The following is a 22,287-nucleotide window of genomic DNA, read 5'->3' as shown; positions in this document are numbered from 1 at the left end:
TCAAACCCGCACCGTCGGTAAATCCGTCATCGAGAAATCATCCCCCTTGAACAGCAAAGGTTGTCGCAGAATCCTGGCGAGCGCGTAGGCAAAGCAATCGCCGTAGTTGAGGCCCGCCGGGTGGTTGCCCTTGCCGTAGTTGCGATAGGCGCGCCGGGCCAGACGGGCCTGGGCCTCGTCGACCGGCACGGTCTCGATACCCGCGCGATAGATATAAAGGTCCAGATCGTCGCAGGCCTCGGGCGAAAAGCGCCGTTCCAGCGCGATCGACGATTCCAGCAAGGTCGCGGCCGACAGATAGCAGTGCGGTGTCCGGGCTATCCGGTCGGAGAAAACCGCCGCCTCCGGCTCGCCGAAGAAGATCGCGGCTATCGCCGAGGTGTCGAGGACCATCAGCGCGGCAACCCGTGCTCGTCATAGCCGACCAACTCCTCCGGCGTCCGGCGGTCGCGGACTGGCCGCTGTGCACATCGCCGGGCGATCTCCTGTAGATCGTCGGCAATCAGGTCGCAATCCTCCCGGTCCCGCAACGTCCGTAACTGCTCGCGCAACGCCGCGGTGACGGCATTGGTCAGACTCTGGCCGGTGCGCGCCGCGAGCTCGCGGGCAAGACGATCAGCTTCTGCATCCTTGATACTCAGCGCCATATAGATTTCTACCACGCATATATACAGGAATCATAACACGCCCAGTTCCCGATACAGCGCCAGGTAACGCTCGGCCATGGCGGCGGGGGCGTAGGCCGCCACACGACGGCGCCCCGCCTCGCCCAGCCGCCGCCGCAGCGCCGGGTCGCGAACGAGGCGTTCCAGGATATGCGCCAGTCCCGCCGGATCGCCGGGCTCGGCCAGCAGGCCGTTGTCGCCGTCCGTCACCAGTTCGGGGATACCGCCGACGCGGGTCGCCGCGATCGGCAGTCCGGCCTGCATGGCGTCCAGCAGCGCGGAACCCAGGCCCTCGTGCAGCGAGGGATAGGCAAAGATATCGAAGGCCGCCAGGTAATCACCCACGTTGTCCGTGCGCCCGGCGAAGATCACGCCGGGCGTGTCCGCCGCCCGGGCCCGGAAACGCGCCTCGTCGACACCGTCGCCGACCAGGACCAGGCGCAGGCCGGGATGGCGCGGCGCCAGGCGCGCGAAGGCTTCTATCAGGTCGCCCTGCCCCTTGTGGGCGTGGTGCAGGGCGCCGACGTGGCCAATGACCAGGTCCCCGCTCCACGACCGCCGCAACGATTCGGTCCGCGCCCGATCCGCCGCGAGGCCGGCCGAGGCACTCGGAATGACCACCGTGTCCAGGCCGGGATCGTAGTCGCGCATCACCGCGCCGATGGCATCCGAGAGCACGACCACGCGTGCGGCGGCCCGGTACATGGCGCGCGTCGTCCGGCTGCGTCCGGGCGCGTTGTCCACCCGGCGGGTGATCAGATAGGGAGTCCGCGTCAGGATATGCGCCCAGTGCGCCAGGTGCGCGGCCTTGGCCTCGTGGGCATGGACGATGCAGCCGCGCAGGAACGGCAGGGCCCGCAGGAAGGGGCGCGCCACCTCACGTCGCGCCAGCCCCGGCACGTCGGCCAGGCGCGATCCCAGCGGCTGGCCGCGGCGGGTCACGATCCGTTGCGGCACGCCGCGCTCGGCAAGCGCCCGCACCAGCAGTTCGGTCTGGCGCTCGCCGCCGCGGAAACCGCGCGCCAGATTGACGTGGCAGACCGGGATCACCCGGCGGCCGCCGCTCCGGCGTCGCGGGTCGGCCATTCGCGCTTGAACGCCAGCGCCCCGAAATACAGCGCCCAGACGTAATAGGTGAACAACTCGCGGTACTCGCTCATGCTGTTGTCCAGGTAGTTCGGCTCCGGCGGAACCGTCTCCTCCAGGGTATGCGCCAACTCCGACAGCAACACCATCGCCAGCGCCGTGAGCAGGTACCAGCGGCTGGGCTGCAGGAACCGCACCCACACCCGGTGCGCCGCGAAGCGGAACCAGGGCAGGATCACGAAGAACACGACCAGCAAGAGGTTGCCGACGAACTTGAAGCGATCCGAGTTCTCGCCCTGGTTGTGGATATTGAGCACCGGCCGGGTTTGCCAGTCGAGGCCGTGCAGGGCCCACCAGAAATGGGTTCCCCAATCCAGCTCCTCCATGAGTATGAATACGCTGGCGGCCGCGATCAGCCCGAAGAATCCGCGCTCGACCGTCTCCCGCGCCCGGCGCAGCCGGACCACCATCATCACGATGATCGCCACCAGAACCGCGTTCTGCAGGTTCTCCAGCAGGCCGAGCTCACGATTGACCTGCGGCGCGAGTATTTCCATCAGCGGCGGCACGTTCGAGAAATACATCCCGAGGAGCACCAGGATCACTGCCGTGGGCAAAATCCAGTAGATGACATGATTTCGAAGATGCATCGTTGTTGTACGCCCCTTCCCGTTCGGTTTTTCGGCCTGCCGTGCTGAACCGTCGATACCTAGTCCGACGTCAGGCGCGGCAAGGTCCGCCAAGCATGCTCGATCATCAAACGTATGTCCGCCAGTTCCGGCTCCCATCCCAGGGTCCGCCGCGCGAGCTCGTAATCGGCGACCGCATAGGGCGGATCACCGGGCCGCGCGGGTGCGAAATCGTAGGGGACCGGGCGGCCGGTGACCTCCTCGGCCAGCTTCACGATCTGTAGCAGCGAGAATCCCGAGCCGGTGCCGAAATTGACCGCGGCGGGCGCATTGCCGGCGAGCAGCGCATCCAGGGCCAGGACGTGGCCGCGCGCCAGATCCTGTACGTGCACGAAATCGCGCACGCAGGTGCCGTCCGCCGTCGGATGATCGTCGCCGTTGATGGTCAACGGCCCGGCAGCGCCGGCGGCCGTCTTGAGCACGTTGGGGATGAAATGCGGCTCGGGGTCGTGATCCTCGCGGAGTTCGCCTTCCGGGTCCGCGCCGGCGGCATTGAAATAGCGCAGCGCGGTGGCCCTCAGGCCGTGGGCCCTGGTTTCGTCGGCGATCATGCGCTCCGCGACCAGCTTGGTGAAACCGTAGGTGCTGTCCGGGGCCTGCGGCGTGGCCTCGGTGATCGGTCGCGAATGCACCCCGCCGTAGGTGGCGCAACTGCTGGAGAAGACCAGATCGCGCACGCCGGCGCGGCGCATCGCCGCAAGCAGGCTCCAGGTGCCCTGGACATTGTTGCGGTAGTAGATCTCGGGCCGGGCCATGGATTCGCCCACGTAGGCGAACGCGGCGAAGTGCATCACCGCGGCGGGGCGCGCCTCGCGCAGGGCGCGCTCCAGAGCGGCGGTATCCAGCACATCGCCTTCGACCAACGGCCCCCAGCGCACGCTGTCGCGGTGGCCGCGGGACAAGTCGTCGTACACCACCGGCCGATAGCCCTGACCGGCCAGCGCCTTGCAGGCGTGGCTGCCGATGTAGCCGGCGCCCCCGGTGACGAATACGGTCGGTCGCTCGCTCATGCCGGGTCAGCCGCCGCGCGGGGTATTGTCGTTGGGCGGGTCGTTGGGCAGGTCGTCGCGCGGGCGCACGCGGGTCGCTTCCATCGCGTAGGCGTACTTGAGGATCGCGCTGAACATGCTGGTATAGGCGATGACCAGACCGCGCCAACCGTCGCGCCAGCCGCCCTTGAGCAACAGTGTGCGAACCAGCCGCCACAGCGGCGAGAAGATCAACTTGTGCTGGGGTATGCGGCGGCGGCGCTTGACCAGCTCGGCACCCGAGATGCGGCCGTAGCCGAGGGTCTTGTCCAGGTGATGCGCGAGGTCGCGCACCGGATAGTGCGGCAGGAAACCATCCAGCCTCGCGGTGCGGCCGTCCACGGCCAGCCACTCGTGCGGATTCACGCCCTCCCAGCGGGCCTTGTCGCGCCGCGCCAGGCGTACGCGCCATTCCGGGAACCAGGAGTGCCGGACCCAGTCGCCCAGGAACCATGTCAGTCGGTTGACCGCGTAGCCGTCGTATTGGGGCGTGCCGCTCAGGGTCTCGACGATCCGGGTCTGCAGGGTCTCGTCCAGGGCCTCGTCGGCATCCAGACACAACACCCACGGCTGAGTGCAGTGTTCCAGGGCCACGTTCTTCTGCGCGCCCATGCCGGGCCAGTCATTGTGGATGAAGCGGGCGCCGTAACGCTCGGCGATCTCGCGCGTGCCGTCGGTGGAGCCGGAGTCGATCACCACGATCTCCGCGGCGAGGCCGCAGACGCTCTCCAGACAGCGGCCCAGGTTCGCCGCCTCGTTGAGGGTGACCACGTTGACCGACAACGGCAGGTTCACCGGCTCGCTCAGCCGCTTCGCGGGGGCGGTTTCGATTTTTCGCATAGGTCTCGCAGACAGGCGGGAAGCCCCGCTCCGCCGCGGCGGGGCGGGGGACGGGCCCATAAACCGTCTATGTTACCCCGGCAGCCGGCCCGGATGCATCGCCGGCGTCCGCCGATCCCAGCCAATCCCGCCAGAGCCGCCGCACCGCCTCGCGCTCGGTCGTCAGCTCGTCTTCGCCGATCATCGCGCGGGTCTGCTGCAACGCCGCCGCGTGCACCCGCATGCGGTAGGCCCGGTAGGCGTCGGTGAGCGCCTTGGTGCTCTCGTAGTCGAGCAGACGCCCGGACTCCAGGGTCTCGAGGATGCGGATGGTATCGGTGAACATCATCAGTTCGCGGCACTCGCCGGCATGGCGTAGCACGGCGTACTGCGCCAGGAACTCGATGTCGATCAGACCGCCGGCGGTCTGCTTGAGATCCAGCGATCCCCCGCCGCTGCGATCCAGATTCTCGCGCATCCGCCGGCGCATGTCGGTGACCTCGCGGCGCAGCGACGCCTCGTCGCGCGAACGCGAGAGGATTTCCTCGCGCAGGGCGCGGAAACGCTCGCCGAGTCCGCGGTCGCCGGCCACGGGCCGGGCCCGGACCAACGCCTGGTGCTCCCAGGTCCAGGCCTTGTCGCGCTGATAGGCCGCGAAACCGTCGATATGGCTCACGAGAAGGCCGGACTGGCCGCTCGGGCGCAGGCGCATATCCACTTCGTAGGCGCGACCGGCACCGGTCTGGGTGCTGAGGACATGCACCAGGCGCTGCGCCAGGCGCAGGAAGAAGGCCTGATGGCTGAGGCTGCGATCGCCGTCGGTGGACTGGTCCCCGGGGCTGTCGAACAGGAACACCAAATCCAGGTCGGAGGCATAACCCAGCTCGAAACCGCCCAGCTTGCCGTAGCCGATCGCGGCGAAGCCCGCGGTCTCGCCGTCGCGCTCGCCGCCGCGTATCACCGGTTTGCCGTAGCGCGCCACCATCTGCGACCAGGCGATGTCCAGCGCCGCCGACAACACCACCTCCGCCACCGCCGTGAGATGGTCGCTGACCACCATCAGCGGCATGGACTCGGTGACGTCCGCGGCGGCGACCCGCAGCACCGATGCCTGCCGGAAGCGTCGCAGGACATCCATGCGGCGTTCCAGGTCGTCCTCGGGCAGGACCGCCAGTTCCTCGCCGAGCCCGGCGCGCAATTCCTCGTAATCGGGCGCGCGATAGAGCATGCGCGGGTCCAGCAGACTGTCCAGCAGCACCGGCTGGCTCTTGATCTGCTCGGTGATCCAGGAACTGGCCGCGCACAGACGCACCAGGCTCGACAGCACCGCCGGATGCTCCACCAGCAGCGCGATGTACGTCGCCCGGCCGGTGATCGCCTGCAGCACATCCAGCCCGCGGATCACCGCCCGGTCGGGCTCCTCGGTATTGGCCGCGGCCGCGAACAGCAGCGGCAGCAGACGCGCCACCCAGCGGCGCCCGCGGTCGCCCATGGCCCGGGTCAGGGCGTCGTCGCGCAGACGGTCGAGGGCCGCGACCACGGCCGCCGGGTCGCGCATGCCGTAATCGGCCAACACCCGCTCGGTCTGGCCCTCGTCCAGGTCCTCCTCCCACAGCGCCAGGATGCGGGCGCCCTCGCCCGGCTCGTCATCGGCGTGCGGCGAGGCGAACACCTGTTCGAAGGCATCGCGCACGCCGCGGCGGTGCTCGGACAACGCCGCCGCGAAGCTATCCCAGTCGTCGTAGGCCATGGACTCCGCCAGCGCGGCGCGGCGCGCCTGCTCGCGCGGCAGTTCGTGGGTCTGCTGGTCGCGCCACATCTGCAACCGGTTCTCGGTGCGGCGCAGGAAGCGGTAGGCGGCCTCCAGGTCGGCGGCGGCATGCTCGGGCAGATGCCCGGCCTCGGCCAGGCGCGCCAATGTCGGCAGCAGCCGGTTGTCCTGCAGGGCCGGCTCGTGGCCGCCGCGTATAAGCTGAAACGCCTGGGCGATGAATTCCACCTCGCGGATGCCGCCACCGCCCAGCTTGACGTTGTCTTCCAGACCCCGGCTAGCGACCTGACGGTTGATCAGGGCCTTCATGTCGCGGATGGACTCGAAGGCGCCGTAATCCAGGTAGCGGCGGTAGACGAACGGCCGCAGCATCTCCAGCACGCGCCTGCCGCCGGCCATGTCGCCGGCCACCGGGCGCGCCTTGATCCAAGCATAGCGTTCCCACTCGCGGCCGTGCGCCTGATAGTAGCTTTCCATCGCCGGCAGGCTCGCCACCAGGGCCCCGGCGTCCCCGAACGGCCGCAGCCGGGTGTCGACCCGGAACACGAAGCCGTCGGCGGTCTGCTCCGACAACAGCCCCACCACCTCCCGCGCCAGGCGCTTGTAATATTCGGCGGCGGGCACCCGGCGACGGCCGTCGGTCTCGGCATCGCGCCGGTAGGCGAAGATCAGGTCGATATCGGAGGAGAAGTTCAGCTCGCGGCCGCCCAGCTTGCCCATGCCGATCACGATCATGCGCTGGGCTTCGCCGTCATCGGTGCGCGGCGTGCCGTAGCGCTCTTCCAGCTCGCGCTCGGCGAACGTCAGGGCCGCCTCGATGGCGGCGTCGGCGAGATCGGACAGCGACGCCAGGGTCTCCTCGAGCGCCGCGCCGCCGACCAGGTCGCGCCACGCGATCAGGAACAGGCGTTCGTTGCGCCAGCGCCGGAGCAGGCGCATGCAATCGGCGGCCGATGCCGCGGCCGCGGCATCGGCCGCCAGTTGCCGGGCGTCGATCTCCGGCGCCCGGTCGAGGGCGCCCGAGCGATCCAGCGCCTCGAAACGCCCGGCCTGCGCGTCCAGCCATTCCGCGCAGAACGCGCTATAGCGCCTGACCCTGTCCAACGCCGACTTTTCGGTACTCTTTTTCATTGCATTCATGCCCCAGCCGCGGGCCCGGACCGAACGCCCGCGAGCAGGTAATCGCAAAGTTCACGGACCTGTCCGCGCAGACGCGCCAGGTCATGCGGCATGGCGGCCGCCATCGCAGCCCGTCGCAAGGACTCGCGATCCGCGACGCCATCGATACGGCCAATGGCATCGGCCCAGGCATCGATATCGAGCGCATCGTTGAGATAGCCATTCTCCCCCTGCCGGATCAACGCATTGGCTGCACCGCATTGACGGCTGCCGAGCACCGGCAGCCCAGCGGCCATGGCCTCCAGCACCACCAATCCATAGGCCTCGTAGAGTGCCGGATGGAGCAGACCGTCCCCGGCCCAGTAGTAGGGACGCACGTCTGCCTGACGGCCGACGAAATGGACTCGGCCCGCCACCCCCGACCGTGCCGCGAGCCGGCGGTAATGGCGGGCATGACGATCACGTCCCACCACGGCCAGATGAGGCGTGCCCGGCGCGCGCGCCAGGGCCCGCACGGCAACGTCAAGCCCTTTCCGTTCGAAACCGGACCCGACGAACAGCCAAAGCGCGGCGCCCGCGGGCACGCCCAATTTCTGACGCAGGGCCAGGGCCTCGCGCCGCGCGTTCGCCGGCGGCCGATAGGCGTCCGGGTCGAGGGCGTTCTCAATGACGTGCAAGCGCTCCGGCGCGACGCGGTAATGACGCAGGATATCGTCACGGACCATCGCGGAATTGCAGATAACGGCCCGCAGATGCGGCGACTCATAAGTCGCGCGCTCCAACGCCAGTTTCGCCCGTTGATGCGGATCCCAACGTTGCCAGGTCCTCTTGAGCGGGCCCTGCACGCGTCGCCGTTGCCGCAGCCATTCCGCATGTGCGCCGCCGCCCGCACGATAGACATGACAACACGGCATGTGCTCCTGGGAGAGAACCAGGTCCGGCCGCAGGCTGGACAACTTACGGCAAGCGGCACGCGCGAAGCCGGTCACGCGGCCGGCCCGGCCGAGGTGCGGCGGGTTCACGCGATGAAACTCGAACCCGTCGGGAACGCCATCCATGTGGCGCGCCACCACGCTCAGACGCACGTCGAAGGAGCGAAACACATCCAGAAACACGGAAGCCATCCGCTCCGCCCCGCCACTTGCGCGCAACTGCTTGAACACCAAAGCCACGTGCGGCACGCCGTTCGCTCCGGTATCGGATTGGCGGGGTTGCCGGCGGCTCATGCGCCGATTCCGGCGAACGTGTGGATGGCCCTGACCATCTCCTCCACATACCGGTCGAAGCGAAAGCGGTTCCTGGTCCGGTCAATCGCTGCCGCGCTCAAGCGGGCGTAGCGATCCGGATCCGCCAGCAGATCGGCCACGGCCCGCGCAAGATCGTCGGGGTCGAGGCATCGGAGTTCCCGCAAGGAATCGCTGTCGGGATCGTAGACCAGATCGGGCAAACCCGACAGTCGTCCCCCGAGCCGGTGATACCGATCCAGATCGAGTGTTTGCGGCAACGTGATGCCGGTCACATCGTGTTCCACCGTCTCGGCGAGCCCGTCCACCCGGCCGGCGATTACGATGCAGCCGTTGGCCGCGGCCTCGATGCATACGTTGCCCAAAGGTTCCCGCAAGGCCGGATGCAGGAAAATGTCGATATCCCGATAGAAAGCGGCCATATCACGCTGCGGCCCCAGGAAGGCGACATGCTCCGAGACGCCCAGCCGAGTCGCGAGCGCTTCCAGGTCGGCCCGGTCCGGTCCTCCGCCGGCGACCCGGAGAACCGCGGACACGCCCTGTTCGCGCAACACGGCCAAGGCATGAATCGCGAGCGCCGTTCCCTTGATCGAGACCAGACGTGAGGCGCATCCGAGAATGGTCGTTTCGCGCGGTTTCCTCGGCTTCGGGGACGGCAGCAGCGCATCGGGCCGAATGCCGCCCAGGCATATCCTGCTCGGGCCACGATATCCCCATTTCAGCTCCAGCATGCGCCGCGAGGCATTGGTATTGCACACCGCCCCGGACACTTCATCCAGAAAAACCCGGGCGCTGTCGGGGTTCGCGCCGCCCCAGGCCGCTCCGCCTTCCCGATATATGAGCGGCAAGCCGTGTCCCCGGCAGGCATTGGCCAGGGCCGGCTTGGCGAACGCGCTCCATGCCAGGAGCGCATCCGCCCCCGATACACGCACTATCCGGTCGAGATTGCGGTCACGACATATCCGCGGCCGCCTTGGCAACTTGAAACCGCGCCATTGCTTGTAACTGTAGACGGCACCGGTTCGGTCGACGATATCGGCCGACAGGTCGGGGTGAACCGGATCGCCGACCAGCACGTCGTGTGTCATGCCCCGTCTGGCGGCGTCGTGAGCGACGAACGCGCGGAATTGGTTCTCCACGCCACCGGAGACATTCAAGTTGATGCGATGCAGGAGCTTCACGGAATCGGACGGGTGTGGGCAGCATGTCGATGCCGATCCGGCACCGGCCAAGGGTGTATCATGATATCCGATCCTTTATTCGCTTGACGTAATCCGTACGTCCGGACGCCCGGCGGGCCTGCCCCTGCCACCCGGTCCCGACTGCCAAAGACCCAACACTACCCTACTCATGTGCGGCATAACCGGTATCCTGCAGGCTGGCGCCGACGCGCGCGGCCTTGCTCCCATCGATGCGATGCGTGACGCCCTGACCCATCGCGGGCCGGACGACAAGGGCACCTGGATCGATACCGATGGCGGCCGCGTCGCGCTTGGTCATCGACGCTTGTCCGTCGTCGATCTCTCGCCGGCCGGGGCTCAACCGATGGTCTCCGAGGATGGCCGATACGTCCTGGCCTTCAACGGCGAAATCTACAATTTCCGGACCCTGCGCGAAACGCTTCACGGGCATGGTCACACCTTCCGTGGCACCTCTGACACCGAAGTCGCATTGGCAGCGTTTCTGGAGTGGGGTATCGAGGAGTCGCTGCGACGCTTCGAAGGCATGTTCGCGATCGCACTCTGGGACAAGCGCGACCAGTGCCTGTACCTGGCACGCGACCGTTTCGGAGAAAAGCCGCTTTACTACGGCATGGACCGGGGCACATTCCTGTTCGGTTCGGAACTCAAATCCCTGAGGCCGCACCCCGACTTCAACCCCGAAATAGATCGTGACGCGCTGACCATCCTGCTGCGCCATTCCTATATTCCGGCGCCACATTGCATCTTCGCCCACTACCACAAGCTCCCGCCGGGATCATACCTGTGCGTGACTTGCGACTTGCGATCGCATGGCCCGACCAGCTACTGGAGCCTGGAAAGCCTGTCCACCGCGCCTTATACCGACCTGCCCGAGAAAGAGGCTGTCGACGAACTGGAGCGGCTCCTGTCCGATTCCATCCGCGACAAGATGGTCGCGGACGTGCCCGTCGGCGCATTTCTCTCGGGTGGCGTCGATTCCACGCTGGTGGTTTCCCTGATGCGCCAGTACTCGGAACAACCCATCCGAACCTTCACGATCGGTTTCCATAACACCAAGCTGAACGAGGCCCAAGAGGCAGGCTTCACGGCCAAGTTCCTGGGTACCGACCATCAGCAGCTTTACGTAAGCGACCGGGAGTTGCTGGATATCGTGCCGAGGATTCCCCGCATATACGACGAGCCTTTCGCCGATCCGTCGCAAATTCCAACGACCCTGGTATCCCAGCTCGCCCGGCAACAGGTCACCGTCGCACTCTCCGGTGACGGCGGAGACGAGTTATTTGCGGGATACAACCGCTACGGCGACATACTCCGGCGCTGGAAGCGGGCACGTTACACGCCGCGCGGCATCCGAGGGCTGCAAGCCGGTTATCTGCAACTCAAGGCGAAGGTGCGTCGACGCAAGCGGACCAAATATCTGCAGCAAAGTCTGATGAAGCGGTCGGCGGACGACCTGAGGCTCTATTACCGCAACATGATGAGTTACTGGGGGGACCCGGAGGCGATCGTGCTCAATGGCAAGGAACCCGCGACGCCGTTTCTGCGTGACACGCCCGAGGATGCTGCCGCCGACCCATGGCGCTGGCTGCCGGCAACCGACGCACTCTGCTATTTGCCGGACGACATCATGACGAAGGTCGACCGGGCAGCCATGTCGACAAGCCTGGAGACCCGGGCTCCCTTCCTGGATTCGCGGATTGCCGCGTATGCCTTCACACTGCCGCCACACTACAAGTTCCGGGACGGCACACCCAAGTGGCTGCTGCGCCAGCTTCTATACAGATACGTGCCCGCGGATGTCGTGGAGCGCCCCAAACGGGGCTTTGGCGTACCGTTGGATGAATGGCTTCGGGGCCCCCTGCGCGAATGGGGAGAAGAATTGCTGGACGTCGATCGTCTAGAGAACCAACAATTCTTCAGTCCCGGCTCGATCAGACAGACTTGGAACGACCATGTACGGGGGAACACCAATTCGATGTGGCCCCTCTGGTGTGTCTTGATGTTTCAGGCGTGGCTGGATGACTTCTTTGCATAACGTCACGAGGCAGGTCATCCGGCTCACGCGCCCGCAGTCGGATCAAGAAGCGTCGCCGGCACTCATCTGCAGCAAATGTCCAAATAAGTCCCGATAACGCGCAACCGGATCGTAATGCCGCCGAGACCAGTCCAGGCATTGCTCACTGACCCTTTCATAGCGTTTATCCTCCGCCACCAGTGACTCCACCGCGGACGTCAGACTCGTGGGGTCGAGGGCCCGTGGCCTTGCTATCTCATCCCTGCCTGGGAAATAAACCGCTTTGGGCTGACCCGTGGCGGCCACGCCCAGTTCGGCATAATCGCGCTCGGACAGGGTCGGCTCCATGACGGCGCCGCAATCGGGATGCATGACTTCGGGTATGCCGTCGACATTCGCCGCCAGCACTGGGCACCCGAAGTGGATCGCCTCGGCAACCGCGTTCGAGGACGGTTCACATAGCGCCGGGTGCAGCAGGCAATCCACCTCGGCATAGAAACGGGGCATGTCGTTGACGACGCCGTAGAACTCAACCCGCTCCTCGATCTCCAGTTTTCGCGACAACGCCGCCAACATCGGCCTGTCCGGACCGGTGCCGGCAATCCTCAGCCGCACCTCAAGGCCCTGCCGGACCAGCATGCGTAGCGTGTGCAGGGCGAGGGCAACGCCCTTGTAGGGAACCAGTCGCGCAACGACCGCCAAGGTCAGGGGCCGATCCCTGGGCAGGTGCTTGGGGGCGACTTCATGCTGGAACATCTCGGGGTGCAGACCATTGCGGCAGATCCCGACATGGCCGCGGAATCCGTGGTAGCGAAGCATCCTCGCGCCTGCGTCGGAGTTGGCCAATGCGTGGTCGATGGAATCAAGCATCAGAACCGTCCGCGGATCATGATGATCCGCGTGCCAACCGCTGCCGCGCTCCCAGTAAACCGGCCTCAATCGCGCATCCCGTGTCAGCGCGGCCATTTGCCCTTCCCTGATCTGATTCCAGAAAAGCGCGATCCCTGGCGAGTAGTTACGAAAAACCGACTGCCAGTGGGCTCGCCGTATAATACTCGGGTATCGGGGAAGTTTTATTCCCCTGCGATATTTCTTGTTGAAAACCGGAATGCCCGCGCAATCCAGGGTTTCACGAAAAAAAGGATGAATGCCGCCCCCCGTCAGGAATAGCCCCTGGCCTCCGGCAACCTGGCTTGCCCCTCCTTGGATATAGCCCATGAAATACCGCTCTGCGCCGCCTACACTGGCCAGATTGGCAAAGTGCAGCACTCGGAGCGGTCGCCGAGCCTCATGAAATTCATCTTGATTGTTGTACAAGACTTGTGTCACCAGCCCAAAAACAATCGATCTATCTTGTTATCACGCCTCCCGACGGGCGATGCGGATCACATAACTGGCGTTCCGCCCCGCCGGATTCCGGAACCATCCCCGGACTCGCAGCACTGCCATACATAGCGACGACTGCATCTCGCGAAGTTTCCGGAGCAACCAAACTTTGATTTTAGCCCCGGGCGCATCCGGTTCCAACTCGTCCAGCTTGGGGCGCCGAAGTGACAGGGATAGCCGCGGGTATGATTATCGAATCGGCGCTTTTGTTAGGCGACGGTCAGCGGCCCTGTCTTGCATTCCAACCTCCCGCCTGAGCCCGGCCCGGGGCATGGATCAAAGTGGCGCCGCTCGGAGCAAGCACAGGCTGAAGCGATTCTGCGCAGTCCGACCGCGCATCATGACTGCGTGTCGCTTGTCAGAATGAACAAACGACCTTCAAGGTGAGTCACCCTGACATCGGAGAAACGCCCGCTGACATCCCTGAGTCGCTGCAGTCTCTCCTCCATTTCACCCAGCGCCGTGCTGGGCCATTTCTGCAGCTTCAGCGGCTCGGGCTTGCGCTCCGCGATCGGTTGTCTGCGAAGCCGTCGCCGCAGTCGCCGTTCCAGCCGCTTGCCGGCGGCCAATATCCGAGACCGGGCATAGTTCGGGTTGAGCCAAGTGTATTCGAGTCTCCTCGGCTTGCTTTCCAGTCGGGCGAGCAGGTCGAGCGTGGCTTCCGCGGCCGTCCGATCCGGGGTAACGCGTATGTAGCGACCGAGACCGCGATCATCGGCCTGCCGTTCCTCCGGCTCGGCCTCGATCACGGTCCGCAATATATCCAGCAGGGATTCGATCTTATCGACGCTGGATCCCACCCTCGCCTGAAAGTGGTACTCGAAGCGATCATCCCAGAAGGGATGATAGGAGATGGGTCGCTTACCCAGGAGAACCGCTTCTACCGCAGTCGTACAACCGTTATGAAAGATAGCGTCCGCACCCAACAGCCAGGGGATCGCGGCGCCTTCGTACAGCACTTGGCAACGGTCGATACCTGCCACGAGATGTCGCCATTGATCGGGATCGTCGGCCGGATGCGGACGCACCACCAACGCATGATCCGGAAACCTATGCCGGATTGAATGCAGCGCCTCCACGAAGGCGTCCAATACCCGCTGTCGATGCACCCGCCGTTCGGCGTGCATACGGACATCGTCTTCATTGCGCACCAGTCCGGCGGCGCGGGCCTGTTTCAAGCGAAAGTCGGGACCGTTGACGTGCAGCAGATCGCAGAAATTCGAGGGCAGCAGGATGTAACGGCCGATCCGTTCACGGATGCCGTTGGCCTCCCCGGCATACAATTCCCGCAGTTGCGTGGCCAGCAAATCCACCCGGGGATTACCCACCGTATGCACCCGATCCGCGTACTCGGGGTATGCGCCACGAACGAGCTCGGCCTGCCGCTCTCCCCAGGCGAAAAAGAACGCCGTCATCGACAACGATTCCGAACTGAGACGGCTGTCCAGGAAGCGCTGCGGGTAGTTGTACGCCATCAACGCCTCCTCGTCGTTCACGCACAGCCGATAGCCGGCCCGGTGCATGCGCCGCAGCGCCTTCAGCTTGCCGGACGCGATCGATTTATCCAGGCAAATGCCCCGCGGCAATGCCAGGTATTTCTCGTGAAGCTCATCCATTTCCCCGAGAATCACGCCATAGCCGCGCTCCACGGCACAGCAACCGAGCCACAGCTTGGCGTCGAGTTCCCGGTGCTTGGTCTCCACCGGCAGCAGCAGCCAGCGAAGCGGTCCGTGACGGCGCATGACGGTCACGATGCCGACGGCCGCGTGCCCAGGGCGCGTTCGACGCGCCCGTGGACCTTGGGAATCAGGCGTGCGTTGTTGTCGGAGGCTACCGCCAGGTGGGGCGCGACCAGGTTGCCGGAGGCACCGTGTATGCGCTCCTCGCAGCCCGCCAGGAAGGCGCCCAGGTCCTCGGTGCTGACGACACCGCGCGAGACCCGCTTGAAATCGAAGAACACGGGTTCGGCACCGGCGTCCACGAAACCCAGCTTGCGCAGGGAGGTCAACCAGCGCGACCGCCACTCGTCGGCACCCAGACGGGCCTCGTCACCCACGGTGGTGTACTCGACCTGCAGGGTATGGGAATCGCTCCCGCCGGCGATCAGGCCCGGGAAGTTGATGCGCCGGACCGGATGATCCGGGTCGGCGAACAGGACTTCGTGGAGCCCCCTGTCCACCGGCCGTTCGAACGTGAAGCTGCCCAGCAGTTCCCACTGCGGCTCGCCCGCCGGCAGCGTCCAGCCCAGGTAACGACAGAGCACGGGCAGCGGCGCGCACCAGAACACCCGGCCGGGCCGATAGCGGATACCGCCGGTGCTCACGCTGCGCACCGCCAGGCTCTCGGGATCGATATCGATGTCGATATCCTCCGCGCCCAGGTGCAGGTCGAAACCCTCGCGGCCGTCCTCGAGCATCGCCTCCACCAGACGGCCGAAGCCGCCCTCCTCGGGGTACATCACGCTCTCCCTGGGTGGATTCGCATGCCGGCAGTCGTAGTGGTAGCGCCGGCTTTCCTCGCTGTAGACGCCGGCGCGGTCGCCCGCGTCCGGCGGCGCCTCCGCCTCGCTGCGCGGGAAAAACCAGGGGAAGATCCAGCGCATGAGATGCGCCTCGGGCACGCCGCGCTCGCGGTGCCAGGTCAGAACCGGGTAGGCCGCCATCATCTCGTCGAAGGCGAGATCGGCGAACCAGCGACCGTAGGCCCGCGCGAACGCCTCGCGGCTCGACCCCAGGCCGACCCGCGCCCCGGGATCGAGGCGGACGCGCTCGCGCAGCGCCTCGGGCCAATCCGGCAACTCGGCGGCGTAGGGGATCAGGTGCCCGCGCACCACCAGACCGCGCTTGAGATCGAACCGACGGACCCGGCCGCGTAGCACTTCGGTCACGAACTCGGTCGTGAACGCCGAACGGCCGTCGCTGATCACGTGACGTCCGTGATCGAACCAGTTGCCCCGGTCGTCGGCGAAGCTGCCGTTGACCCCGCCGGGGTCGGCGTTGCGTTCCACCAGCACGCCCCGCTGCCCGTGCCGCGCCAGGGTGCGGGCCGTCACCGCGCCCACCAGACCGGCGCCCACGATCAGGTTCTCGACAGGCTTGTCTCTCACGATGACTCGGCCTCCCGCTTGCGCACGACCATCAATGTCTGGTTCGCGATCTGCCAGGCGCCGTTCATCAGCCAGGTCCCGCCGTCCTCGTCGCGCACGCTCCAGACACGGATGGGATGCTCGGGATCGGACGCCAGATCGATATCGTAGCTGCAGGGCTCGAACGCGACCGAGTCGGCCTCCGCGGAAAGCCGTTCCCGGATGCCGCGCTGCGAGTGACGATTGAAATCGCTGCGCCACCGGCCGCGCGTCTCCGGCCGGCTGTTGTCGCAGAACTCGACCCGCACCTCGATATCGAAGGGATTGAACAACCCGGTCGCCAGCACCAGCCCGCCCGGACGGCAGAGTGCCATCAGCTTCGCCAGCGGCGCCTCGATCTCCCGGAACAGGGACAGGAAGCAGGTGGCGATCACGATGTCGTAGCTGCCCTCGATATCGAACAGGTCGGCCCGGTGGAATTCGACGCCCTCCAGACCGGGGAAGCCGCGTGCCTTCTCGACGAATTCGGCGGTATGGTCGAAGCCGGTCAGACGCCAGGCGGGGAAGCGGCGCCTGAGCAGGTACAGCAGCTCGCCGTTGCCGCAGCCGATGTCCGCGACGGTATGGCGGCGGTCCGGATCGGCCAGGTCCGCCAGCCGATCGGCGATGGTCTTGAAGTCCTCCTTGGGATTCTCGTAACGGCCCGCGTCCGTGTAGCGGCTGAGCTCGGGATGACGCTGGTACATCGAGGGATCGCCGCCGCTCATGCGCCGCTGTCCTCCGTGGCGACGGCCGGATCCACCGGCTCCCAGCCGTCCCAGTCGGGCACGATGAAGCCGTCGATCACCCAGCGGCCGTCGCGCCGGCGCCAGATATCCGGGTTGCGGAAGCGCTCCGCGATCTCGTGGAAACGGCGCTCGCCGATGCCCAGATACTCGCAGAAGGCACGGATGTCCTCGTGGGGCGTTTCCGCGCCGCGTTCGCGGATGATTTCGATCGCCTCGTCACGGCTCAGGCGACCCGCCCGGATCTCGATGGACAGGTTGTCGAACAGGCGCGTGCAGCCGAACTTGTACCACTTGAGGTAGTGGTGGATGGAGATGAAACCGGAGTCCACGTCGTCGAAGGCGTAATAGCCCGGTCCGGACTCGGGCGCGCGAAAGCCGTGCCGCCGGGCAATCTCGTGGGTGTGCACGGGATCCCAGGGATAGTAGTAGCCCAGGTAGACGCCCCGTACCGGGTTCGCCTCCAACTCCTCCCGCGCCGGCGGGAAATACGGCGTGAGTTGCTTGCGTGTCAGGTCGTCGGCGATCCAGTCCTCGGCGGTCGTGCCCTGGGTAACGCCGTGCCGCGTCAGCCAGTCGTAGTCGACATCCACGCCCTCGCCGGCACCGGGATCGATATCGCCGTACTCGATGGCGGCGTTCTCGCCCCACACGATCAGCGGGATGCGGAACTTCACTGCGAACTTGAGCGGGATGTTGTACAGCGCCATGTGCTTGGGGATGCCCGGCACGCCGTAAATCTCGAACGAGCGCCGCAGGAAGCGCCGCTCGGCTTCCGGGTTCACCCAATGGTCGATGTGGTCGACGCCGATGCGGACCAGATTCTCGAGGTTCTCGCGGCCGATCTCGAGCCGGGCCGGATCGCGCCAAGTGACCGTAAGCGGGTTCAGACCGTGCTCCAGACAGGTGACCACCTGCCAGTAGCTGTCCTTGCCGCCGCTGACCGGGATCAGGCAGTCATAGCCGCCGCCCCGGCCACGGGCCCAATCCGCCACCTCGGCAAAGCGGCGGGCGGCCCCCCCCCCCCCCCCCCCCCCCCGCCGGTCCCAGGCGCGGCAGGCGCTGCACAATCCGCTGTCGTCCAGGCGCACGCGCGGGTGACTCTCGGGTGTGACGCAGCGCTGGCAATACCTCATCGAATCCTCGCGTCCGGGCCGGGGCCGTGCCCGGGCGTTCTCGCTTCCAGGGCCGCGATCATAGCGGCCCCCGCACACGGGGCGAAAGCCGCCTTCATTCGCCGCGCACCGAGAACACGGGCCGGATCAGGGGGCATGACAGCCGTTTCTCCAGGCCGGGCCGGCGCAGTTCCCGCGCCAGGCGCTCGAACGCGCCGTCGAAGGCCGCGGCGACCCGCGACACGTCATCGCGGTCATGGGCGTACATCACGTTCAGGGCGCCCGTGGTCAGCACCCCGCGCGCCAGCATCTCCGTGACGTAGAGCGTGCGGATGGCGTCCGCGGCGGCGTTCGGATGATCGGCGAAGGTAACGCCCTGCATCGGGGCGGGACCGCCCACGCGGACCACGTCCGCGAGACCATGGGCGGCCGCGGCCTCGCGCAGGGCCGACGTCAATGACCGCCCGGTCCCCCACAGGGCGGGGATGACCGGTTCGCCCGCGATCTTATCCAGCACCGCGATGCCGGCCGCCAGCGACAGGCTCTCGCCGCCGAAGGTCCCGGACACGAAGATGTCGTCGAACTCGGCCATCAGGTCGCGCCGACCCGCCAGCACCGACAGCGGCATGCCGTTGCCCAGGGCCTTGCCCAGGCAGGTCAGGTCGGGCGTGACGCCGTAGTGCGCCTGGGCGCCGCCGGCGGCGATCCGGCAGCCGGTGATGATCTCGTCGAAGACCAGCACGGCGCCGTGGCGGTGCGCGAGCTCGCGCACGCCCGCCAGATAGCCGGGCGCCGGCTCCTCGCCGTGGACCGGCTCCATGATCACGGCGGCGATACCGTCCGGGTGGGTATCGAAAGCTGCTTCCAGGGTGGCGAAATCGTTGTAGGGCACGCGCTCGGTCAGCGCCGCCACGGCGGCCGGCACCCCCTTGCGACGGGTGGTCGCGCCGATATACCAGTCCTGCCAGCCGTGGTAACCGATCGCCACGACCCGGTCACGGCCGGTGGCCGCGCGCGCCACGCGCACCGCCGCCGCGGTGGCATCGCTGCCGTTCTTGAAGAAACGCACCATCTCGGCACTGGGCAGGATGTCCGCCAGCCGCTCGGCGAGCGTCCCTTCGAGCCGGGTCGCCAGGCTGAAGCTGATACCGCGCCCGAGCTGGTCGCGGATGGCCGCGTCCACGTCCGGATCGCGATAGCCGAGCATCACCGCCAGCAGCGCCGCCATCAGGTCGACATACTCATTGCCGTCGATGTCGCGCACGCGTCCGCCCCGCCCCTCTTCCAGGAAATGGGGGGCGTGCCCGCGCGGCAGGTGCAGCGGGCTTTTCGAGAAGGTCTGGGTGCCCGTCGGGATCACCCGCTCCGCGGCCGTGAGCGCGGCCAGGCTCGCCGCGTAGCGGTCTCCGTGATCGCTGTCGCTCATGCCGCCTCCCCGTCGCGGATCGCCAGCGCCGTCGCCAGCTCGGCGGCGGCCGTGGCACCGTCCAGCAAGTCGGTGTCCGGCCCGCCCGTCGCCGCCGCCAGGAAGCGTTCGAGCATGTTGCGGTAGGCAATGTCCGGATCGAGGTCCGGCTCCTCCATCAGCGTATCCCAGCCCTCGCTGTCGCGCCGATACAGCCGCACCCGGCAATGCTCGGGCCGCTTGCCCTCGCTCTCCCAGACGAGCACGCCGTCGGTGCCCACGATCTCGCAACCGCGGCGCTTGCGGGCACGCAGATAATCGAGATGGATCTGCGAACGCACGCCGCCGTGGTCCAGCGCGATCGCGGCATAGTCCTCGGCGTCGACCGTCACCGTGCCCAGGCGGGCCGTGTCGCCGCGCGCGGCGGTGACCGGCCCCAGCAGCCAGGTCAGGTAATCCAGCTCGTGGATGCCGTCGAGCACCACGCCGCCGCCGTCGGCACGGCGGGCGCAGTAGAGATCGCGGGGATCGACGCCGGGGCGCATGCCCGGCAGCCAGTTGCCGAAATGGGCGCGGGCGAACAGCGGCCGGCCGATGGCGGCCAGGTTCGTCTTGAGCGTGGCCGGGCCGGCATGGAAGCGCATGTTGCAGGCCACGTACAGCCGCCGGTCCGCCGCGGCGGCGCGCTCGACCAGGTCATGCGCCGCCGCCAGACGGTCCGCCAGCGGCTTCTCGACCAGGCAGTGGCAGCCGGCCGCGAGCAGGCGGGCGGCGGTGGCGGCGTGCTCGCCGTGCGGGGTCGCCACGATCGCGGCGGCCGGCCACCGGGCGAGCGCGGCCTCCAGGGTGTCGCAGGCGGTCGTACCGGTCGCCGCGGCCACGTCCCGGGCCCGGTCCGGATCGCGGTCGTGCAGCAGGACTTCCGCGCGACCCACCGCGTTCGCGGCGTGCCGGCGGCCGATCGACCCCGCCCCGACAATCAGCAGCCTCACGGCAACCCGCCCGTGTCGGCCAGCCGCCGCGCCAGCGCCAGGTCCTCGCCCTCGTCGATGTCGATCGAGCGCGCGAAGGGCATGCACCAACCGCGCAGGCCGGGGCCATGGAAGCTGCGATGGCGGCGGAACGCCCCCACATCCGCGGCATAGGTGCTGCCGTTGTCCACATACAGTTCGCCCAGCTCGGCCGCACGCCGCTCCACCAGTTCGGGCCAGAAGGGGCGCAGGCGACCGTCCCCCTCAGCAACCAGGGCCTGGTGTGGCGGGTGCGTGTAGCGGGTGGTCGCCATCGCAAAGTCGCACACCCCCGGCTCCAGCAAGTCCAGGACCGCGGCGATGTCGTCGGCGCGGCGCAGGGGGGCGGTGGGATAGAGGCAACACAGCGTGCCGTAGTCCCGGCCCTGCGCGCTTTCGCGGTCGAGCAGATCGAGGCAGGCATCCACGACCCGCGCCGCGTCCGACGCCAGTGCCGGAGGCCGTTCTGCGACGGCCGCGCCGGCATCGGACGCGACCCGCGCGATATCGGCGTCGTCGGTGGACACCACGACCCGATCGAAACGGCCCGTCTCCAGGGCCGCGGCCACGGTCCAGGCGATGATCGGCCGGCCGCCGAAATCGGCGATGTTCTTGCGCGGCAGGCGCCGCGAGCCGCCCCGCGCCGGAATCACGGCGAGACAGCTCATGTCGATACCAGATCGGCGACACCGAGCTTGGCGCCGGCGGGCAGGTCGCGGGCGAAGCGCGCGTCGAGCAGGCGTTCGTAGGCGTCCGGCGCCAGGCCGTCGCCGGGCCGGCGGAAGACCACCGGGGCGTCGCCCAGCCGTGCACCGGCGCACACGTCGCCGGCGAGGAAGGCACTGCGCCGCACCTGCAGCCGACGCCGGCGCTCTTCCGCGTGCAACTGCCGGCGCGTGTCGCCGAGCGCGACCTCGAGATCGCGGATGGCGCGCACGAAATCAGTCATATCCGCGGGCTCCAGCGACATGATGTGCTCCACCGAGCGGGTCGTCCGATCCTCGGTGATGGTCTTCTCCACGAGATCGGCGCCCAGCGCCACGGCGGCGATGTCCATATCCCGGCCCGGCGTGTGATCGGAGAAGGCCACGGGGTGGGGGAACAACTGCTTGAGCGTCGTGATGATCCGCAGGTTGACGCTCGCCAGGCGCGCCGGGTAACCGGAGGGGCAGTGGTGGATGATGATGTCGTCGTTGCCGGCGTCCCGGATCGCCTCCACCGCGGTCTCGATCTCGCCGAGCGTGGCGCTGCCGGTGTCCAGCTGGATGCAGAGGCCGGTGGCCGCCGCGCGCCGGATCAGCGGCAGGTGATTGACGTCGGCGGAGGCGATCTTGATCGAGTGACAACCGAGTTCGCGTACCAGGTCGATCTCGTCCTCGAAGGCCACCGTGGCGAAGAACGCCAACCCGGCCTCGTCCGCGTGGCGCTTGAGACGGCGCCACTCGTGCGGCGACAGTGCCCGTCGCGCCAGCAGATCGTACAGCGGCTCGCTGACCCGCTCGGTGCGCCCCGTGGCGCGATCGGCCAGCACCTCGTATTCGAACGGCTGCGTCCTGTCCGCGACCATGCGATCCGGATCGACCACCTGGAACTTGACCGCGTCCGCGCCCGCCCGCGCGGCGGCCGTGACCAGCCGCTTCGCGGATTCGAGTCCGCAATGGGTGGGCCCCGCCTCGAAGGTCACGTAGACCGGCGCGCCGCCGCCCACCTGCCGGTTGCCGAGCTGGATCGGTTTCACGTTCGCTGCATCCTGCCGGGACACGAATCAGGTCAGATGCTATAAGAAACCGGCGGGGGCGGCACGCGAACGGCGGTTGCGGCCCCGCCACGGCCGGGGGCATAGTCTGCCGTTCCCACGGGGGCG

The 22,287-nt window shown here is 67.3% G+C and carries 19 protein-coding genes; 1 reads left to right on the top strand and 18 read right to left on the bottom strand.

Translation table 11 applies throughout. The features are described 5' to 3' along the window. The 9 genes from PC39_RS04095 to PC39_RS04055 all read right to left on the bottom strand — a co-directional run bounded on the left by PC39_RS04095 (nt 1) and on the right by PC39_RS04055 (nt 9,602). A complete protein-coding gene (locus PC39_RS04095; RefSeq protein ID WP_353252100.1) occupies nt 1-393 on the bottom strand; it encodes a type II toxin-antitoxin system VapC family toxin in 393 nt (130 codons plus the stop codon). After that, nucleotides 393-647 (bottom strand): type II toxin-antitoxin system VapB family antitoxin, encoded by a 255-nt coding sequence (locus tag PC39_RS04090; protein WP_353252099.1) that lies wholly within the window; start codon nt 645-647, stop codon nt 393-395. The genes PC39_RS04095 and PC39_RS04090 overlap by 1 nt, the downstream gene beginning before the upstream one ends. A gap of 30 nt (nt 648-677) precedes the next feature. After that, nucleotides 678-1,751: a glycosyltransferase family 4 protein gene (locus PC39_RS04085; RefSeq protein ID WP_353252098.1), complete on the bottom strand. Its 1,074-nt coding sequence runs from the start codon at nt 1,749-1,751 to the stop codon at nt 678-680. Then, nucleotides 1,712-2,356: a hypothetical protein gene (locus tag PC39_RS04080; protein WP_353252097.1), complete on the bottom strand. Its 645-nt coding sequence runs from the start codon at nt 2,354-2,356 to the stop codon at nt 1,712-1,714. Before PC39_RS04080 ends, PC39_RS04085 begins: the two co-directional genes overlap by 40 nt. A gap of 104 nt (nt 2,357-2,460) precedes the next feature. After that, nucleotides 2,461-3,450, bottom strand: coding sequence for a UDP-glucose 4-epimerase GalE (gene galE, locus PC39_RS04075; protein WP_353252096.1), 990 nt, complete (start codon nt 3,448-3,450; stop codon nt 2,461-2,463). Nucleotides 3,451-3,456: 6 nt separating this feature from the next. Then, nucleotides 3,457-4,308 (bottom strand): glycosyltransferase family 2 protein, encoded by an 852-nt coding sequence (locus PC39_RS04070; RefSeq protein WP_353252095.1) that lies wholly within the window; start codon nt 4,306-4,308, stop codon nt 3,457-3,459. Nucleotides 4,309-4,375: 67 nt separating this feature from the next. Then, complete coding sequence (glnE, locus tag PC39_RS04065) at nt 4,376-7,189, bottom strand: bifunctional [glutamate--ammonia ligase]-adenylyl-L-tyrosine phosphorylase/[glutamate--ammonia-ligase] adenylyltransferase (protein ID WP_353252094.1); 2,814 nt, start codon at nt 7,187-7,189, stop codon at nt 4,376-4,378. Between the two features lie 5 nt (nt 7,190-7,194). Then, the gene (locus tag PC39_RS04060) at nt 7,195-8,403 is read right to left on the bottom strand and encodes a glycosyltransferase family 4 protein (RefSeq protein WP_353252093.1); all 1,209 of its coding nucleotides are present in this window, start codon (nt 8,401-8,403) and stop codon (nt 7,195-7,197) included. Further along, complete coding sequence (locus tag PC39_RS04055) at nt 8,400-9,602, bottom strand: glycosyltransferase family 4 protein (RefSeq protein WP_353252092.1); 1,203 nt, start codon at nt 9,600-9,602, stop codon at nt 8,400-8,402. Before PC39_RS04055 ends, PC39_RS04060 begins: the two co-directional genes overlap by 4 nt. A gap of 169 nt (nt 9,603-9,771) precedes the next feature. Between PC39_RS04055 and asnB the strand changes: the two genes are divergently transcribed. Continuing rightward, complete coding sequence (asnB, locus tag PC39_RS04050) at nt 9,772-11,658, top strand: asparagine synthase (glutamine-hydrolyzing) (protein WP_353252091.1); 1,887 nt, start codon at nt 9,772-9,774, stop codon at nt 11,656-11,658. Between the two features lie 42 nt (nt 11,659-11,700). On the opposite strand, the gene PC39_RS04045 is transcribed toward asnB, so the two are convergent. The 9 genes from PC39_RS04045 to PC39_RS04005 all read right to left on the bottom strand — a co-directional run bounded on the left by PC39_RS04045 (nt 11,701) and on the right by PC39_RS04005 (nt 22,161). Then, nucleotides 11,701-12,906: a glycosyltransferase gene (locus tag PC39_RS04045; RefSeq protein WP_353252090.1), complete on the bottom strand. Its 1,206-nt coding sequence runs from the start codon at nt 12,904-12,906 to the stop codon at nt 11,701-11,703. 455 nt (nt 12,907-13,361) lie between these two features. Next, nucleotides 13,362-14,765, bottom strand: coding sequence for a surface carbohydrate biosynthesis protein (locus PC39_RS04040; RefSeq protein WP_353252259.1), 1,404 nt, complete (start codon nt 14,763-14,765; stop codon nt 13,362-13,364). A 5-nt stretch (nt 14,766-14,770) separates the two neighbouring features. Continuing rightward, complete coding sequence (locus PC39_RS04035; RefSeq protein WP_353252089.1) at nt 14,771-16,129, bottom strand: NAD(P)-binding protein; 1,359 nt, start codon at nt 16,127-16,129, stop codon at nt 14,771-14,773. Further along, nucleotides 16,126-16,875: a class I SAM-dependent methyltransferase gene (locus tag PC39_RS04030; protein ID WP_353252088.1), complete on the bottom strand. Its 750-nt coding sequence runs from the start codon at nt 16,873-16,875 to the stop codon at nt 16,126-16,128. The genes PC39_RS04035 and PC39_RS04030 overlap by 4 nt, the downstream gene beginning before the upstream one ends. Further along, nucleotides 16,872-18,029 carry an N-acetyl sugar amidotransferase gene (locus tag PC39_RS04025; protein WP_353252087.1) on the bottom strand — a complete coding sequence of 386 codons (1,158 nt, stop codon included), beginning with the start codon at nt 18,027-18,029 and terminating at the stop codon, nt 16,872-16,874. The genes PC39_RS04030 and PC39_RS04025 overlap by 4 nt, the downstream gene beginning before the upstream one ends. 94 nt (nt 18,030-18,123) lie before the next feature. After that, nucleotides 18,124-19,434, bottom strand: coding sequence for an aminotransferase class III-fold pyridoxal phosphate-dependent enzyme (locus tag PC39_RS04020; RefSeq protein ID WP_353252086.1), 1,311 nt, complete (start codon nt 19,432-19,434; stop codon nt 18,124-18,126). Then, on the bottom strand, nt 19,431-20,405 hold the full coding sequence (locus PC39_RS04015) for a Gfo/Idh/MocA family protein (protein ID WP_353252085.1): 975 nt from the start codon (nt 20,403-20,405) through the stop codon (nt 19,431-19,433). Before PC39_RS04015 ends, PC39_RS04020 begins: the two co-directional genes overlap by 4 nt. Next, nucleotides 20,402-21,091: an acylneuraminate cytidylyltransferase family protein gene (locus PC39_RS04010; protein ID WP_353252084.1), complete on the bottom strand. Its 690-nt coding sequence runs from the start codon at nt 21,089-21,091 to the stop codon at nt 20,402-20,404. Before PC39_RS04010 ends, PC39_RS04015 begins: the two co-directional genes overlap by 4 nt. Further along, nucleotides 21,088-22,161 (bottom strand): N-acetylneuraminate synthase family protein, encoded by a 1,074-nt coding sequence (locus PC39_RS04005; protein ID WP_353252083.1) that lies wholly within the window; start codon nt 22,159-22,161, stop codon nt 21,088-21,090. The genes PC39_RS04010 and PC39_RS04005 overlap by 4 nt, the downstream gene beginning before the upstream one ends. Between the last annotated feature and the right edge of the window lie 126 nt (nt 22,162-22,287).

Origin of the sequence: Salinisphaera sp. PC39, assembly GCF_040361335.1 — a bacterium.
GTDB lineage: Bacteria > Pseudomonadota > Gammaproteobacteria > Nevskiales > Salinisphaeraceae > APNM01.
Note: the sequence above shows the minus strand (reverse complement) of the source record. Positions and strands in the feature narration are given on the sequence as shown.